The organism is Salmonella sp. SAL04162 (genome assembly GCF_046551535.1).
Lineage (GTDB): Bacteria > Pseudomonadota > Gammaproteobacteria > Enterobacterales > Enterobacteriaceae > Salmonella > Salmonella enterica.
In genome coordinates this window covers 51,029-68,075 of the sequence record NZ_JBGDVX010000003.1, presented here as the reverse complement: position 1 = coordinate 68,075, position 17,047 = coordinate 51,029, and the positions used below count along the sequence as shown (strand labels likewise).

Genomic DNA, 17,047 nt, shown 5'->3' with positions numbered 1-17,047 from the left:
AAGAAAGGTCAGACTGATATTGCGTAGATGTCAGTCTTTTAGCTTCAGGTTATGTGCAATGTCGTAAGCATTAACCTTTGAGTGGGGTGTTAAATGGATGAATTCAAACCAGAAGACGAGCTGAAACCCGATCCCAGCGATCGTCGTACTGGTCGTTCTCGTCAATCTTCAGAACGCGATAATGAGCCACAGATCAACTTTGATGACGTTGATCTGGATGCCGACGATCGCCGTCCGACGCGTACGCGTAAAGCGCGTAGTGAAGAACCTGAAGTTGAAGAAGAGTACGAATCCGATGAAGACGATACGGTGGACGAAGAGCGTGTTGAACGCCGTCCACGTAAGCGTAAAAAAGCGGCCCATAAGCCAGCCTCTCGTCAGTACATGATGATGGGCGTTGGCGTACTGGTGCTGCTGCTATTGATTATCGGTATCGGCTCCGCGCTGAAAGCCCCCTCAACGTCTTCCAGCGAGCCGTCGGCCTCTGGCGAAAAGAGTATTGATCTTTCCGGTAATGCCGCCGATCAGGCGAATGCGACCCAGCCTGCGCCGGGCGCCACCTCCGCAGAACAAACCGCGGGCAATACGTCGCAGGATATTTCTTTGCCGCCGATTTCTTCAACGCCGACGCAGGGACAGTCGCCTGTGGTCGCTGACGGTCAGCAGCGCGTGGAAGTGCAGGGCGATCTGAATAATGCGCTGACGCAGAATCCAGAGCAGATGAACAATGTTGCGGTGAACTCTACGTTGCCGACAGAGCCTGCAACCGTCGCGCCAGTTCGCAATGGCAGCACGACGCGTCAGGCGGCGGTTAGCGAACCTGCCGAGCGTCATACCACGCGTCCGGAACGTAAACAGGCCGTCATTGAACCTAAGAAACCGCAGACCACGGCGAAAACCACGACTGCGGAACCGAAGAAACCGGTCGCGCCAGTGAAACGCACGGAACCGGCAGCGCCAGCCGCGACGCCGAAAGCGACCACCACGACGGCTGCTCCGACAGCGACGGCAAGCGCTGCGCCGGTACAAACCGCGAAACCAGCGCAAGCCTCCACGACGCCTGTCGCAGGCGGCGGGAAAAGCGCCGGCAACGTTGGCGCGTTAAAGAGCGCGCCATCCAGCCACTACACATTGCAGCTCAGTAGTTCTTCAAATTACGACAACCTGAACGGTTGGGCGAAGAAAGAGAACCTGAAAAATTATGTGGTATACGAGACGACGCGTAATGGACAACCGTGGTATGTGCTGGTAACGGGGATGTATGCTTCGAAAGAGGATGCTAAACGTGCGGTGTCCACCTTACCTGCCGATGTGCAGGCGAAAAACCCGTGGGCAAAACCGTTGCATCAGGTTCAGGCCGATCTGAAATAATCCAGGCTGTGTCCTGCAATTGCCTGTGAGTGTCGCTGACAGCTATTTTTGTTCAGGACAGGCGCGAGGGGCGCATTTGCTACCGTCAAATGCGCCGTAAAGCAACGCGGCACAGCCTAAAGCGCAGGATGCTGTCGGAGCTTTCTCCACAGCCGGAGAAGGTGTAATTAGTTAGTCAGCATGAAAAAAAATCGCGCTTTTTTGAAGTGGGCAGGGGGAAAATACCCTCTGCTTGATGATATCAAACGACATTTGCCAAAAGGCGAGTGCCTTGTCGAACCTTTTGTGGGTGCCGGATCGGTGTTTCTTAACACCGACTTTTCTCGTTATATCCTCGCCGATATCAACAGCGACCTTATTAGCCTCTATAACATCGTGAAGTTACGTACTGACGAGTACGTACAGGCTTCGCGCGAGCTGTTTATGCCTGAAACTAACCAGGCTGAGGTCTATTACCAACTCCGTGAGGAGTTCAACACCTGCCAGGACCCCTTTCGTCGGGCGGTACTGTTTTTATATCTGAACCGCTACGGTTATAACGGACTCTGTCGCTATAACTTGCGCGGGGAATTTAATGTACCGTTTGGTCGTTATAAAAGACCTTACTTCCCGGAAGCGGAGTTGTACCACTTTGCAGAAAAAGCGCAGAATGCGTTCTTTTACTGTGAGTCATACGCAGACAGTATGGCGCGTGCGGACAAGTCGTCGGTGGTCTATTGCGATCCGCCTTATGCGCCGTTGTCCGCCACGGCTAACTTCACAGCGTATCACACCAATAGTTTTAGCCTGACGCAACAAGCGCATCTGGCGGAAATCGCTGAGAATCTGGTCAGTAACCGGATACCGGTGCTCATTTCCAACCATGATACGGCGCTCACACGCGAGTGGTATCAACTCGCAAAATTGCATGTCGTCAAAGTTAGACGCAGTATAAGCAGCAACGGCGGCACACGTAAAAAGGTGGACGAACTGCTGGCTCTGTACCAACCAGGAGTCGCCACGCCTGCAAGAAAATAATTCTCAAGGAGAAGCGGATGAAACAGTATTTGATTGCCCCCTCAATTCTGTCGGCTGATTTTGCTCGCCTGGGTGAAGACACCGCCAAAGCGCTGGCTGCCGGTGCTGATGTTGTACACTTTGACGTCATGGATAATCACTATGTGCCGAACCTGACTATCGGCCCGATGGTGCTGAAATCCCTGCGTCAGTACGGTATTACCGCGCCTATTGATGTCCACCTGATGGTCAAGCCAGTCGACCGTATCGTGCCCGACTTTGCCGCCGCTGGCGCGAGCATCATTACCTTTCACCCGGAAGCCTCCGAACATGTTGACCGTACGCTACAGCTGATTAAAGAGCACGGCTGTAAAGCGGGGCTGGTATTCAACCCGGCAACGCCGCTCAGTTATCTCGATTACGTCATGGACAAACTGGATGTGATCCTGCTGATGTCCGTGAACCCAGGCTTCGGCGGCCAGTCTTTTATTCCGCAGACGCTGGATAAACTGCGCGAAGTGCGTCGCCGCATTGATGCGTCCGGTTACGACATTCGCCTGGAAGTGGATGGCGGCGTGAAGGTGAACAATATCGGCGAGATCGCCGCAGCAGGCGCGGACATGTTTGTTGCGGGGTCGGCAATTTTCGATAAGCCCGACTACAAAAAAGTGATTGATGAAATGCGCAGTGAGCTGGCAAAGGTAAGTCATGGATAAGTTGCAGAATATTCGGGGCGTCGCCTTTGATCTTGACGGCACGCTGGTGGATAGCGCGCCGGGTCTTGCCGCGGCGGTGGATATGGCGCTGTATGCGCTGGAACTGCCGGTCGCGGGCGAGGAGCGCGTGATTACCTGGATTGGTAACGGCGCAGACGTATTGATGGAACGCGCGCTGACCTGGGCTCGCGAGGAGCGCGCCACGCTGCGTAAGACGATGGGGAAACCGCCCGTTGATGAAGATATTCCTGCCGAGGAACAGGTACGCATTCTGCGTAAATTGTTCGACAGGTATTATGGCGAAGTGGCGGAAGAAGGCACCTTTTTATTTCCGCATGTCGCCGACACGCTGGGCGCGCTGCACGCCAGCGGATTGTCATTAGGTTTGGTGACCAACAAACCGACGCCGTTCGTCGCGCCGTTGCTGGAATCGCTTGATATCGCCAAATACTTTAGTGTGGTTATCGGCGGCGATGATGTGCAAAATAAGAAGCCGCATCCGGAGCCGCTGTTGCTGGTGGCAAGCCGGCTGGGCATGATGCCGGAGCAGATGCTTTTTGTCGGCGATTCGCGTAATGATATTCAGGCCGCAAAAGCGGCGGGCTGCCCTTCGGTTGGCCTGACATACGGCTACAATTATGGCGAAGCGATCGCTCTTAGCGAGCCGGACGTCATTTATGACAGTTTTAACGATCTTTTGCCCGCACTTGGGCTTCCGCATAGCGATAACCAGGAAATAAAAAATGACTAAGCCCATCGTTTTTAGTGGCGCACAGCCCTCAGGTGAATTGACCATTGGCAACTATATGGGGGCATTGCGTCAGTGGGTAAACATGCAGGATGACTATCATTGCATCTACTGCATCGTAGACCAACATGCTATTACCGTGCGTCAGGACGCGCAGCAGCTACGTAAAGCGACGCTGGATACGCTGGCGCTGTACCTGGCATGTGGTATTGATCCTGAAAAGAGCACTATTTTCGTTCAGTCCCATGTGCCGGAACATGCGCAGCTTGGCTGGGCGCTGAACTGCTATACCTATTTCGGCGAGCTGAGCCGTATGACGCAGTTTAAAGATAAATCTGCGCGCTATGCGGAAAACATTAACGCCGGCCTGTTTGATTACCCGGTGCTGATGGCGGCAGACATCCTGTTGTACCAAACCAATCTGGTGCCGGTAGGCGAAGATCAGAAGCAGCATCTGGAACTGAGCCGCGATATCGCCCAGCGTTTCAACGGGCTGTATGGCGATATTTTCAAAGTACCGGAACCGTTTATTCCAAAATCCGGCGCGCGCGTGATGTCGCTGCTGGAGCCGACAAAGAAAATGTCCAAATCGGACGATAACCGTAATAACGTGATCGGCCTGCTGGAAGATCCGAAATCGGTAGTGAAGAAAATCAAACGAGCGGTCACTGACTCCGACGAGCCGCCGGTAGTGCGTTATGATGTGAAAGAGAAAGCGGGTGTCTCTAACCTGCTGGATATTCTTTCCGCCGTGACCGGTCAGAGCATTCCTGAACTGGAAAAACAGTTTGAAGGTAAAATGTATGGCCATTTGAAAGGCGAAGTAGCGGAGGCGGTTTCCGGAATGTTGTCTGAGTTGCAGGAGCGCTATCATCGTTTCCGCAACGACGAAGCGTTCTTGCAGAAGGTGATGAAAGACGGGGCGGAAAAAGCCAGCGCACGTGCGGCCGAAACGCTGAAAGCCGTTTACGAAGCCATTGGCTTTGTGGCGAAACCGTAAGGGGTATTGCGTGCCCGATGGCGCGAGCTTATCGGGCCTGCAAACGAGCGTAAGTTGGACAAGGCATCTGCGCCGTACCGTTTATCAGACCTGTAAAAAAACCGGGAAAATCCCGGTTTTTTTGTATCTGCGCAGTCGTTTCTATTATTGATCGGCAGCCGGGCCGCAACCACCAATAATTTTAGAAATAGAAATTGCAGGGTGCAGCAAATAATCGTAGCTGCAGTTGTTTTTTTTGTTTTCGATATGACCAGTACAGGCGGTGAGCGTTGCCAGAACCCCTGCCACAACGGCAATTTTTACAAATTTGAACATGTCAAAATCCTTGTTGATAAAACGAACACTAATGGTGGAATAAATATAAGATCTATTTAGCGTATAGTACGATAGCAATTAATAAACCATGCAGGTAGTCCAAATAAGGACTTCATCTTTACCTGGAAATCTGATTTAAAAAAGGCCGCTTAATAATAAGCGGCCTGTATTAGTGTTATATAATGTTGTTTATTTAACGAAATGTTTTCTTAACGTTAAGCATAAAGCCTTTATCGCTGATACTGTCTTCTTTCCACTGGTACGCATCCAGATGTAGCGCGGTATCATTGCTGCTATATTTCACGCCGATGGTTGCCAGGCCATTAACGCCGCCGCCTTTTTGACCGTCATCTATGCCGAACGATTGACCCGCCGCACCCTGTAATGACGCTGTACGCTGGCTCTTGCTGTAGCTCAGGTTCGGGCCGCCTTCCAGGGTAGCGGTGGCGCTCCAGCCGTCTTTCCCGGCGTAATCCAGCTTCAGGCCGACAAGAGAGTCTACCGCCGTTTCGTTGCCAGAATTCATGGACAGGTTAAAATCTCCGGCGCTGCGCTCTTTGTAGCCATCTTCCTTGGTGTGACGGAATTTCACCCCGGCATACGGCGTGACTTTCAGCGTATCACTCATCAGAGTGAAGGTTTTTGCCCCTTCGCTGCGGAACTCAAGGTACTGCTGACGTACGTCGGAATCCGCCACCTTGTTGGTGTCGCCATACGAGACGGAGCGACTGCTGTCCAGGTTATGCACGTCATAACGCAGGCTGTTATTCCACGCCAGACCTTCATCAAACGCCATGCTGTGCTTCAGGCCGAAGAACTGACTGTAGCCGCCGGTCAGGCCGTTATCGCCCGCGGTTTTCGAACCGTCGCCATCCAGACGCGCAATACCGTACTCCAGCGTCAGATTCTGGCTTGTGGTCAAATCCAGCTTCTGGCGCAGCGCCAGCATGTCGTACTGAGTGTCGTTGCCCAGTTCAGCGCGCGGGTCGCCTTTCGCCACTACGTTAAACGCCAGGCCGTCTTTAATCTGCGGGGCCGCGTCGGCCAGCATGTTAAAGCGGTTACTGAGGATGCGCGCTTCGCGGAACACGGTGGTGGCCTGAGCGCCGCTGACCTGTTTCAGGGCGTTGTTCAGTTCGGCGGTGGTGCCAACGTTGAGGCTGGTATACAGCTCGTTGTTGGTGTAACCGGCGTCGAGCGCACTCGCCACGCCGGAGACGCTGGCGTCGGTCGCCACATCGGCATAGGCGTTTTTGGTCATCGTGACGTCAACGTTGCCGTCGCTGTCCTGGCTTCCCTGTGCGTTCCACACCACGGTGGTGGACTGGATAGCGCCGGCGTCAGACAGGTTGCTGCCTTCGACCACGTTGTCGAAGCTGACGGTGGTGTCGGCGGTACCTGCGGCAAAGCCGGTGTTGATTTCCACGCCGTTCATGCTGGCGTTGCTGACCTTGAGCTTACCGGCGCTGCCGTCGGCGCTGGTGCCGACCACGTAGCCGGACAGGTTGTTGGTGGTGGATGAGCCTGCGCTGTCGCCGGTTGTCACGGTCGCCATGCCATCGTTAATGGTCGGTTCCGTTGGCGCAATGAAGTCAACATAATGCACTTCCGTACCGTCGCCGTTTTCACCGCTGCCTTCGATGGTTTTACCGCTCTGCTTGATAAAGCCGGAGCCGGTTACGCTGTCATCAATATAGACCGTACCGTTGTTGACGATATGGCCATTGCTGCCCAACTGGCTGAATGCATACGAATTACTGGCGTAGATATTGATGGTGCCGTTGTTTTCAATGACGGCGGAACTGCTGGCATTGGACTCAAGCTGCATTCCGATCATGCCAGTGTCGGTCGTACCCTTTGTTCCCAGGTTAATTTCCCCGTTATTCACCATTTTGGCGCTGCCGGAGGCTGACATGGCGACGACATTATTACCGGTTACGTTAATCACGCCATCGTTTTCTACCATTCCTCCCTTGGCGCTGGCGGTCTTGATGTTGCCATTGAATGTCCCGGCGTTATAGAAGGTAAAGGTACCGTTGGCGATATCCATCGTGCCGTTTACTTCGCCCCAGTTATTCAGCGTCCCTTTCCACATTTGTTCGGGTATGCTGACCACACCGCCGCTCAGGTTATTCACAGTTGCACCGCTGGCGACAGCCAGATCGTTCACTGTGCCATTATTATTGAATACGGTCGCGGCTTTAAAATTCACAACATCAATAACACCTGTATTGCTTACCGCCCCGGAGGTGTTTTGCAGTATCAGAGTGCCAATATATCCTTGGTTATCCAGCGAGCCTTTCCACATATCGATGTGATTGACAGAACCCGTGGCGCTGTTGATGGCGCTTGCGCCACCTCCCACGGTTAACGTGTCGCTAATGTCGCCACTGTTGGTTAACGTCCCGCCCTCTTCAACGTCAACAGAGGTAATTTTGCCGCGGTTATCAATTTTCCCTCCATTCTCCGCGACGACGAAGCTGGTAATTTCGCCACTGGCGCTGTTGGTGAGGTATCCACTGTCAGTGACGTTAACTTTCTCGGTTGCTACTGCGCCTTCATTACCCACATCACCGAGAATGAGTATATTGTTGTTTAATTTAATATTCTCTCCATAAGCGGAGAGAAGCCCATCGTTATAAGCGAAAGAAACCATCGGGTCCGTGGGATTATACTGACTACTGTTTTGGCAAGAGTCAGCAACACAGATTGTGCCGTAGTTAACGACAACGCTGCTGTCATCAGCATAAAATGGCTTGCCATAGCTGGCATCGATATTGATGGTGCCAGTGGTATCGTTGATGACGGTCCCGCCGTTGAGCGCCGCCATGCCGACCAGCTGGTTATCATCAATTTTGGTGACGCCCTCATCGGCGGTGAGATTAATGGTGCCCTGGTTAATGGCGGTGCCGCCATTGAGCGCCATCATGCCGAACCCGGCGTTATTAACGTTAATGGTGCCGGTATTGGTGGCTGTGGCGTCGCCGTCACCGCCATCAGTTGAGCCTGCGACCATACCTGCACTGGTGAGATAGAGCGATGACGGATGCCAGTAGCTTGTGCTGGTAATATCACCTTCATCGTCCAGCGTCGGGACAAAACCATCCAGATAAATATCGCCTGCGTTTAGCGCCGCTCCTTTGATGGCGCTAACGCCATATACGCCTGCGCCCTGCAAATGGATGGCGGCGTCTTTATCATTGACAACATCGCCATATCCAGAGGCGAGCATTGCATAGAAGGTATGGTTGTACCATTTCAGCGGGAAAAAGGAAAAACCTTTATATTTTACAGGTTGCTGGTCAGATATGATGGTGATATCACCGCCAGATTGGTTATGAATTACTGAACCTGCGTCGTCGGCGCGGGCAACGGCAGTACGATCGTCGCCGCCGCCGTTACTGGTTGCGTAAACCAGGATCTCACCGCTGTTGCCGATAGTTGCGCCATTGTCGACGCGCATAATGGAATAGACGCCGTGGCTTGTGATATCGCCCTGGTTCGCAATTGATGAATTTTCTCCGTTAGCGACTAATAGCGCATTGTTAATGGAAGCGCTAACATCTATATAATTGACATTAATATCAATGATTGAATTGTCATCCAGAATCAGAGAACCGCCGTTGCTGACCTTGGCCAGTGTGACAGCGCCTCCTATCATGGTGGCTGTATCTATTGTGGACTGACCGCTTAGCGTAACTTCGCTGTCGCCGTTGAGATTGATGCCTGTGACGATGCTGACCGAGCCATCCGTATTCTGGCTATGGGTAATGCTAATACCGCCGCGGATATCTACGTTGTTACCCTCGCCCGTAACGTTCAGACCGATAACGCTCAACGCTTGTCCACTGACTGTCGACAGATCGCCGACGTTGATGTCAAATGTGCCATCAAGGGTGATATCGTTGTTGGCGCCGTTAACGGTGACGCCGGTTAGCGGGGTATCGCCGGCGATCAAAGAATTTTGCTCGAACTCAGCGCTCATATTCACGTTGCCAGCGATATTGACGGTGTTGCTGTCGCCGCTCACGTTTACGCCCGTCGCGCCGCGGAATACGCCATCGCTGTCCTGCACGGAAATAACGTTAATATCGCCATCCAACGTAACCTGTGACGTATTGCCGCTCACCAGCGCGCCGGTGCCGTTGAGGCTGACGTTAATATTCCCTTTGTTGCGGAAGGCGTTTTGTTCGCCAGCGACCACAAAACCCACCGAGTCCTGATCGCGGACGGTGGCGTTACCGGTATTTTTTGCTTCATTTCCGGTGCCGTAGGTGATGATACCCATCGCGCCGTCGGTGACCAGCAGATCGCCCGCCTGGGTCAGACTGCCGTTGTCGCCATTGATAACTACAGCGGCAGAGCCTGCGCCATCCACTGCGATATCGCCGGTATTGGCGATACGGGCCTTACTGCCGTCAATTCGCGTACCGGTCGCGCCGCCGGAGATGGTCTGATCGCCTTCATTGATAATGAGCGTGTTATCGCCATCGACATACAACGCAGCGGACCCCGCGCCGCTGACGGTGGTGTCCCCGACATTATCGATAACCGCGTTGTCGCCGATAATATGGCCGCCGGTGGCACCGTCGGTGATGGTCATATCGCCGTCGTTGCTGACGCGCGCGTTATTGCCGTCAATGGTGGTGCCGGTGGAACCTGCGCCGCTGATACTGGAGGTACCAGTATTCTGAACCGTGGCGTTGTCGCCGTCGATGATGATGGCGGTGCCGCCGCCGCTCACGGTAATGTCGCCGGAGAAATCGGTGGTGGTATTATTACCGGAAATCAGCGCGCCGATGGCGTTGTCTACCGTTGAATGGCCCGAAATGGTGTTGGTGGTGCCGTCGCCGGAGATCACCATGCCGGTGGCACCGTCGGTCACACTGGAGTCCCCGGTGAGCGTGTTGACGGTTCGATCGCCGGAAATAATCACGCCGGTGCGATCCTGGCCGCTGATATCCATGCCGCGATCGGAGGTATGCGATTCGCCGTCGCCGGTGATAACCGTGGTGTTATCGTCGGCAATAATCAGATAGCCCCGGCTGTCGTACTTCCAGTAGAGACCGTTTTCCTGGGTGCCTTCAATCACGGCGGCATTGGCGTCAGTCACGTCCCAGCCAGTGACGTTCAGCGTTTTGCCGTCTTCGGTGGTCAACTGCCACTGGTCATCCTGTTCTGAATAATTCCACACGGCGCCCTCGAGAACGCTGCCGTTATCCAGTTTGAAGCTATCGAAGGCCAGGGTGTCTTTGCCTTTATCGATGGTGACGCCGTTGCTGAAGGTAGTAACAGAATTATCTGTGGGCGTGTCGTCGTCATCGCCGCTATCGTCAGGCGGGGTCACATCGTCATCGCCGCTATCATCGGGCGGGGTCACATCATCATCGCCGCTATCGTCGGGCGGGGTCACATCGTCATCGCCGCTATCATCGGGCGGGGTCACATCATCATCGCCGCTATCGTCAGGCGGGGTCACATCGTCATCGCCGCTATCATCGGGCGGGGTCACATCGTCATCGCCGCTATCGTCAGGCGGGGTCACATCGTCATCGCCACTATCATCGGGCGGGGTTACATCATCATCGCCGCTATCATCGGGCGGGGTTACATCATCATCGCCGCTATCATCGGGCGGGGTGACATCGTCATCGCCGCCATCATCGGGCGGGGTGACGCTGCCGCCATCATCGGGCGGGGTGACGCTGCCGCCATCGTCGGGCGGGGTGACGCTGCCGCCATCGTCGGGCGGAGTGACGTCGCCGCCATTATCGGGCGTAGGGGGGGTATAAGAATGAGTAGAATCTCCGCCACCGTTATTTTCAACGCCAATAGCCACACCTGCGACCAGGGCAGCAACGCCGCCAGCAACCCAGCCCCAGTGATTATCATTTTCAGGTAATGTAGCAAGGCAGGTCGGTGAGAGTTTTGCGCGTTTTTCTTTAGGCAGGGAGGAGATATTACTGGGACATTCTTTTTCATCATCGTTATTTTCTGCGGCGATGGCCGGAATGTAATAACTTTGTAGCGTTAAAGCGATCGCGATAGAAATAAGTTTTTTCTTTTGCATAGGGTTCATCCTTAATTAATATTTTCCTTGCGTACTAAACATATGCAGAGAGCGATACAGGCAATGATGAAATGGCCAGAAGAAAATTATGCTTTAGTGTTTATTTTATCACCCGATAACCAGGTCAGGTCAAATTGAGTGCTTAACGGTGTTATTTATTAGGTGAATGAATGATGGGGGAATTTGACGAATAAAAGGGTTTTTACGCAATATTATTAATATTTAAATTCACGTGGTGTATTTAAAATGGATTGCTTAATTTAATTTTAAGTAAAAATAATTTGGGGTTACGAATAGTTGTAAAATAAAGCCCTGAATAACAGGGCCTTATTTTAATTAATGATTAGAGAACCAATTTAATTTATCGCGTAAACCAACGACCCGGCCAACGATAATCAGCGCCGGGCTTTCAACCTGTTGCGCTAATTCCCCGAGCTGCGTCAGCACACCGTGGACGACGCGTTGCTTCACGGAGGTGCCGTTTTCTACCAGCGCAACCGGCATATCGGCCTGCATACCGAATGCGATCAGTTTTTCCTGGATAGTTGCTGCCTGATTAAGCCCCATGTAGAACACCAGCGTCTGTTTTTCTGCCGCCAGGTTTTCCCAGTCCAGCTCGCCGCCGGTTTTCAGGTGACCCGTGACCAGACGTACGCTCTGGGCGTAATCGCGATGGGTTAGCGGAATACCGGAGTAGGCGGAGCAGCCGGAAGCCGCGGTAATCCCCGGCACGACCGAGAAAGGAATACCGGCATGGCACAGCGTTTCCAGCTCTTCGCCGCCGCGACCAAAGATAAAGGGATCGCCGCCTTTCAGGCGTACCACGCGTTTACCTTTTTGCGCTTCACGCAGCAGGATCTGGTTGATTTCCTCCTGTGGGACGCAGTGGTAACCCGCGCGTTTCCCCACAAAGACCCGATCGGCATCGCGGCGTACCAGGTTCATAATGTCGTCGGAGACGAGGCGATCGTAAACCACGATATCCGCCTGTTGGATTTGTTGTAATCCTTTCAGCGTCAGCAGTCCGGCATCGCCCGGCCCGGCGCCAACCAGCACGACTTCGCCACGGTGATCCAGCGGTTCGCTAAACAGGTGTTCGGTTGTCGCGTTAACCGCTTTCTCATCGGCATTCGCCAGCGACTGCGCCAGCCGGTCATTGACGAAAAATTTTTCCCAGAAGCGACGACGTTCGCCCATCGTGGCAAACTGCTTTTTCACTCGGGCGCGGAGTTGCCCGGCGTAGCGCGCGACCTGCCCCAGATGCTGCGGCAGCAGCGACTCCAGTTTCTCGCGCAGCAGACGCGCCAGCACCGGGGAAGTGCCGCCCGAGGAGACGGCGACCATGAGCGGCGAGCGGTCAATAATGGAGGGCATGATAAAGCTGGCGGCTTTCGGCGCATCCACCACGTTGCAGAAGATGCGGCGTGACTCCGCCGCTTCGCTGACGCGCTGGTTGACGGTATCGTCGTCGGTGGCCGCGATCGCCAGCCAACACGAGTCGAGAAGCGTTTCGTCGAACGGTCCCTCAACCAGAGTCAACATGCCTTCATTTGCCCATACGGTGAACTGTGGAATAAAGGTGAGCGCATTGACCGTTAAACGTGCGCCTGCTTCCAGCAATAACCGTGCTTTGCGTTCTGCGACATCGCCACCGCCGACGATCAGACAGTCGCGGTCGCGTAATTGACAAAATATAGGCAAATGGTCCACGACATTACCCCTTAATTATTGGCAGCAGCCTCTGGCTGATTGATTTTTGCCGGAGCCGGACGCTCCGATTTCGGCGTAGCATACCAATAACCCAATCCCATGAACACGACGCCGGACAAAGTATTACCCAGAGTGACCCACAACAGATTGTGTCCGATTCCGGACAGGGTATAAGCGTCGCTGTGATGACCAAACCAGGAGAGGGCGAACAGCGTCATATTCGCGACGGAGTGCTCGTAGCCGGAAGCGATAAACGCCAGCAGGCACCACCAGATAGCAAGAAATTTCGCCGTGCCTTCGGTGCGGATCGCCATCCAGATTGCCAGACAAACCAGCCAGTTACACAGCGCGCCTTTGAAGAACAGTACCGTGGCGGGCGCGGTGGTTTTCGCCAGCGCGACTGAGTGAACGATGCTGGTATCGACCGGCAACAAACTGCCGCCGCCCCAGCTGTAAAGCAGGGCGACAAAGACGGAGCCGACCAGGTTGCCAAGCCAGGTTTGCGGCAGGATAGCCCACATTTGACCGTGGCTGATGGTGCCAGCTTTGACGCCCAGCGTCAGGAACATGGTGTGGCCGGTAAACAGTTCGGAACCGGCGATGATGACCAGCGTTAAGGCGATACCAAAGGTCGCTCCCATCACCAAAGGACGCACTGACGGGTCGAGCAGATTGCCGAGGGTGAAAATAAGAATGATGCCGAGACCGACATAAGCCCCGGCCATTGCCGAACTGACCCAGAAGCCGAGCGGATTATTCGCCGACAGGCGTGCGATGCGCGCAGCGTTAGCCGCACACTTATTGATAGTGTCTGTAAACATTTGATTATCCTTTTCTCACTTCATCCTTTGCACTGCCTCTTTGTTGGCTGCCCTCGCTCACCCCAGTCACATAGTGAACTATGCTCCTGGGGATTAATGAGGGACATCCTTGTCCCTCACCGAAGGCAGCCAGCGGCTGTTCAAATTCGTTCCTGACGAATTTGTTGCTCAGTTGCCGCCGCGATGCAGTACAAATGATTTTGTGATAACAATTAAAATGAAAAAAATACAAAAAAGGGGAGGCGTTGCGCCTCCCAAAAATAATTAACCGCGCAACTGCACCACGCCGTCTTTTACCCGCGCGTCGTAATGTTTCACAGAAAACTGTTCGTCTTCCATGCACAAACCATCGCTCAGGCGAAAGCGCTGTTTCTTCAACGGGCTGGCGACCCACAGTTCGCCCTGGTGTTCCGCAATCAGTCCACGAGACAGCACACTGGCCTCAAAGAACGGGTCGATGTTGCTGATCGCGAATACCTGATCGCTATGGTAAGGACGGAAAATCGCGACTTGTTCAGTGCCTGACAGCGCGCAGACGCCGGTTCCCGGCAGAATGTCATCGATTTTGCAGATGTTTTGCCACTGGCTCATGCGTTTTCCTCCACCAGAGTGACCGGGATACGTTCATACGGCGTGGCCGGACGATGCTGTTCGCGTTCCGGCACAACCTGAACATTTGGGTCGCGCTTGTCGCTGTTGATAAAGTGTTTGAAACGAACCTGTGCGGATGGGGTGTTGACGGTCTCCGTCCACTCGCAGACCACCGCTGCACGCAGGCGCGCCATCTCTTCTTCCAGATGTTCGTTCAGGCCCAGCTTGTCGTCGATGATGACCGATTTCAGATAGTCGATGCCGCCTTCCAGGTTGTCTAACCACGGCGCGGTACGGGTCAGTTTGTCGGCGGTACGGATGTAGAACATCATAAAGCGGTCGAGATACTTGAGCAGCGTGTTGCGATCGAGATCGGCTGCCAGCAGATCCGCATGACGAGGTTTCATGCCGCCGTTACCGCAAACGTACAGGTTCCAGCCTTTCTCAGTGGCGATGATACCCACATCTTTACCCTGCGCTTCCGCACATTCACGGGTACAGCCGGAGACGCCGAACTTCATCTTGTGCGGGGTACGAATGCCTTTGTAGCGGTTTTCCAGCTCCACGCCGAAACCGACGCTGTCGCCCACGCCGTAGCGGCACCAGGTGCTGCCGACGCAGGTTTTCGCCATCCGCAGCGCTTTGGCGTACGCGTGACCGGTTTCGAAGCCCGCTTCAATCAGTTGACGCCAGATTTCCGGCAGATCGTCTTTTTGCGCGCCAAACAGACCGATACGCTGAGAACCGGTAATTTTGGTATAGAGGTTAAACTCGCGGGCGATACGACCCACGGCCACCAGACCTTCCGGGGTGATTTCACCGCCAGCGGAGCGCGGGATCACCGAGTAAGTACCGTCTTTCTGGATATTCGCCAGGAAGTTGTCGTTAGTATCCTGTAGCGGCGTGTGCTGCGGCTTGAGGATGTATTCGTTCCAGCACGACGCCAGCAGCGAACCGACGGTCGGCTTACACACTTCGCAGCCGTAGCCTTTACCGTGTTTCGCCAGCAGTTCTTCAAAGGTTTTAATGCCTTCCACGCGGATTAAGTGGAACAGTTCCTGACGAGAATAAGCAAAGTGCTCGCACAGGTTGTTGTTGACTTCAATACCCTGTTTCGCCAGTTCGGCGTTCAGTACCTGCGTCACCAGCGGGATGCAGCCGCCGCAGCCGGTTCCGGCTTTGGTTTCCGCTTTCAGCGCCGCCACGGTATGACAGCCTTTATTGATAGCGGCGATCAGATCGCCTTTAGTCACATCGAAGCAGGAGCAGATCTGCGCGCTGTCCGGCAGTTTATCCACGCCGATAGAGGGTTTACCACTACCCGCGTGCGACGGCAGGATCAGCGAATCCGGGTTTTCCGGCAGTTCGATGGCGTTCAGTACCAGTTGCAGCAAATTGCCGTAATCGCTGGTGTCGCCGACCAGTACTGCGCCGAGCAGCGTTTTGTTATCTTCGCTGACAATAAGACGTTTGTAGACTTCTTTGCTTTCATCGAGGTAAACGTAGCTACGCGCGCCCGGCGTGCGGCCATGCGCGTCGCCGATGCCGCCGACGTCCACGCCCAGCAGCTTCAGCTTGGCGCTGAGATCCGCCCCTTCAAAGGCGTTTTCACTGCCGAGGATATGGTCAACGGCGACCTGGGCCATTTTATAGCCCGGTGCTACCAGACCGTAAACGCGGTTGTTCCAACTGGCGCACTCGCCGATAGCGTAGATATCCGGGTCGGACGTCTGGCAGGTGTCGTTAATCACGATCCCGCCGCGCTGCGCGACGGCCAGACCGCACTGGGTAGCCAGCTTGTCGCGTGGGCGAATACCGGTAGAGAAGACGATAAAATCGACTTCCAGCTCGCTGCCGTCGGCAAAACGCATAGTCTTACGCGCTTCGTTACCCTGCTGAACAATCTCTTGCGTGTTTTTACTGGTGTGTACACGCACGCCCATGCTTTCGATCTTGCGACGTAGCTGCTCGCCGCCCATCTGATCGAGCTGTTCCGCCATCAGCATTGGCGCAAATTCAATGACGTGCGTTTCCACGCCGAGGTTTTTCAGCGCGCCAGCGGCTTCCAGTCCCAGCAGACCGCCGCCGACCACCGCCCCGCGCTTGCTGCGACGGGCGCAGGCTTCGATAGCGTTGAGGTCTTCAATGGTACGGTAAACGAAGCAATCCTGGGTTTCGGAGCCTTTAATCGGCGGAATCCACGGATATGAACCGGTCGCCATGATCAGCTTGTCATAATAAACGGTACGACCCGCGCTGGAGTGAATCACTTTCTCCTGACGGTTAATGGTAATTGCGCGTTCGCCAACCAGTACCTTCACGCCGTGCTTCTCGTAAAATCCTTCACGCACCAGAGAGAGCTCTTCCGCGGTGTGGTGAGAGAAGTAGGATGATAAGTGGACACGGTCATAGGCTTTACGGGGTTCTTCACAGAACACGGTAATGTCGAACAGGCTAGCGTCGGATTTATCAAGGAGATCCTCAATAAAGCGGTGGCCGACCATACCATTACCGATAATAGCGAGTCTGACTTTGCTCATTTTTGCCTCGATTTCTTTTCTATTACCGCCTACCTTAACGATTCAGCAACCCCGCTTATTGATGTAAATCAAATTCACCTTTATATACCTCTTAATGGGTATATGGCTGATTTGTCTGGATTTTTATAAGTGGCGGAATTGTCAGGCTTTTCAGGTTTGTACAAATAAA

At 54.0% G+C, this 17,047-nt stretch carries 11 protein-coding genes; 5 read left to right on the top strand and 6 right to left on the bottom strand.

Annotated elements, in window-relative coordinates; all coding sequences use genetic code 11:
- Nucleotides 1-93 precede the first annotated feature (93 nt).
- From damX to trpS, 5 genes are all read left to right on the top strand, one after another.
- Nucleotides 94-1,371 (top strand): cell division protein DamX, encoded by a 1,278-nt coding sequence (damX, locus tag ACLJRH_RS07280; protein ID WP_000343142.1) that lies wholly within the window; start codon nucleotides 94-96, stop codon nucleotides 1,369-1,371.
- A gap of 180 nt (nucleotides 1,372-1,551) precedes the next feature.
- The gene (gene dam / locus ACLJRH_RS07275) at nucleotides 1,552-2,388 is read left to right on the top strand and encodes an adenine-specific DNA-methyltransferase (RefSeq protein WP_000742132.1); all 837 of its coding nucleotides are present in this window, start codon (nucleotides 1,552-1,554) and stop codon (nucleotides 2,386-2,388) included.
- 17 nt (nucleotides 2,389-2,405) lie between these two features.
- A complete protein-coding gene (gene rpe / locus ACLJRH_RS07270) occupies nucleotides 2,406-3,083 on the top strand; it encodes a ribulose-phosphate 3-epimerase (protein WP_000816283.1) in 678 nt (225 codons plus the stop codon).
- The gene (gph, locus tag ACLJRH_RS07265; RefSeq protein ID WP_000359652.1) at nucleotides 3,076-3,834 is read left to right on the top strand and encodes a phosphoglycolate phosphatase; all 759 of its coding nucleotides are present in this window, start codon (nucleotides 3,076-3,078) and stop codon (nucleotides 3,832-3,834) included. The genes rpe and gph overlap by 8 nt, the downstream gene beginning before the upstream one ends.
- On the top strand, nucleotides 3,827-4,831 hold the full coding sequence (trpS, locus tag ACLJRH_RS07260) for a tryptophan--tRNA ligase (protein ID WP_000165562.1): 1,005 nt from the start codon (nucleotides 3,827-3,829) through the stop codon (nucleotides 4,829-4,831). Before gph ends, trpS begins: the two co-directional genes overlap by 8 nt.
- Nucleotides 4,832-4,975: 144 nt before the next feature.
- Here trpS and ACLJRH_RS07255 read toward each other — a convergent pair whose 3' ends face one another.
- The 6 genes from ACLJRH_RS07255 to nirB all read right to left on the bottom strand — a co-directional run bounded on the left by ACLJRH_RS07255 (nucleotide 4,976) and on the right by nirB (nucleotide 16,878).
- Nucleotides 4,976-5,146, bottom strand: a complete 171-nt coding sequence (locus ACLJRH_RS07255) for a YhfL family protein (RefSeq protein WP_000472323.1) — start codon at nucleotides 5,144-5,146, stop codon at nucleotides 4,976-4,978.
- A gap of 193 nt (nucleotides 5,147-5,339) precedes the next feature.
- The gene (locus tag ACLJRH_RS07250; protein WP_371063583.1) at nucleotides 5,340-11,225 is read right to left on the bottom strand and encodes an autotransporter adhesin BigA; all 5,886 of its coding nucleotides are present in this window, start codon (nucleotides 11,223-11,225) and stop codon (nucleotides 5,340-5,342) included.
- Nucleotides 11,226-11,552: 327 nt separating this feature from the next.
- Complete coding sequence (gene cysG / locus ACLJRH_RS07245; RefSeq protein WP_000349904.1) at nucleotides 11,553-12,926, bottom strand: siroheme synthase CysG; 1,374 nt, start codon at nucleotides 12,924-12,926, stop codon at nucleotides 11,553-11,555.
- 11 nt (nucleotides 12,927-12,937) lie between these two features.
- Nucleotides 12,938-13,747 (bottom strand): nitrite transporter NirC, encoded by an 810-nt coding sequence (nirC, locus tag ACLJRH_RS07240; RefSeq protein WP_000493571.1) that lies wholly within the window; start codon nucleotides 13,745-13,747, stop codon nucleotides 12,938-12,940.
- 264 nt (nucleotides 13,748-14,011) lie between these two features.
- The gene (gene nirD / locus ACLJRH_RS07235) at nucleotides 14,012-14,338 is read right to left on the bottom strand and encodes a nitrite reductase small subunit NirD (RefSeq protein WP_000084819.1); all 327 of its coding nucleotides are present in this window, start codon (nucleotides 14,336-14,338) and stop codon (nucleotides 14,012-14,014) included.
- Entirely contained in the window at nucleotides 14,335-16,878 is a 2,544-nt protein-coding gene (gene nirB, locus ACLJRH_RS07230) for an NADPH-nitrite reductase large subunit (protein WP_023136944.1), read from the bottom strand. Before nirB ends, nirD begins: the two co-directional genes overlap by 4 nt.
- Between the last annotated feature and the right edge of the window lie 169 nt (nucleotides 16,879-17,047).

Bases quoted from the DNA above. Each gene is read 5' to 3' on its own strand.
- ACLJRH_RS07255 (WP_000472323.1), bottom strand. From the start codon at position 5,146: ATGTTCAAATTTGTAAAAATTGCCGTTGTGGCAGGGGTTCTGGCAACG.
- trpS (WP_000165562.1), top strand. From the start codon at position 3,827: ATGACTAAGCCCATCGTTTTTAGTGGCGCACAGCCCTCAGGTGAATTG.
- ACLJRH_RS07250 (WP_371063583.1), bottom strand. From the start codon at position 11,225: ATGAACCCTATGCAAAAGAAAAAACTTATTTCTATCGCGATCGCTTTA.
- gph (WP_000359652.1), top strand. From the start codon at position 3,076: ATGGATAAGTTGCAGAATATTCGGGGCGTCGCCTTTGATCTTGACGGC.
- nirC (WP_000493571.1), bottom strand. From the start codon at position 13,747: ATGTTTACAGACACTATCAATAAGTGTGCGGCTAACGCTGCGCGCATC.
- nirB (WP_023136944.1), bottom strand. From the start codon at position 16,878: ATGAGCAAAGTCAGACTCGCTATTATCGGTAATGGTATGGTCGGCCAC.
- rpe (WP_000816283.1), top strand. From the start codon at position 2,406: ATGAAACAGTATTTGATTGCCCCCTCAATTCTGTCGGCTGATTTTGCT.
- nirD (WP_000084819.1), bottom strand. From the start codon at position 14,338: ATGAGCCAGTGGCAAAACATCTGCAAAATCGATGACATTCTGCCGGGA.
- damX (WP_000343142.1), top strand. From the start codon at position 94: ATGGATGAATTCAAACCAGAAGACGAGCTGAAACCCGATCCCAGCGAT.
- dam (WP_000742132.1), top strand. From the start codon at position 1,552: ATGAAAAAAAATCGCGCTTTTTTGAAGTGGGCAGGGGGAAAATACCCT.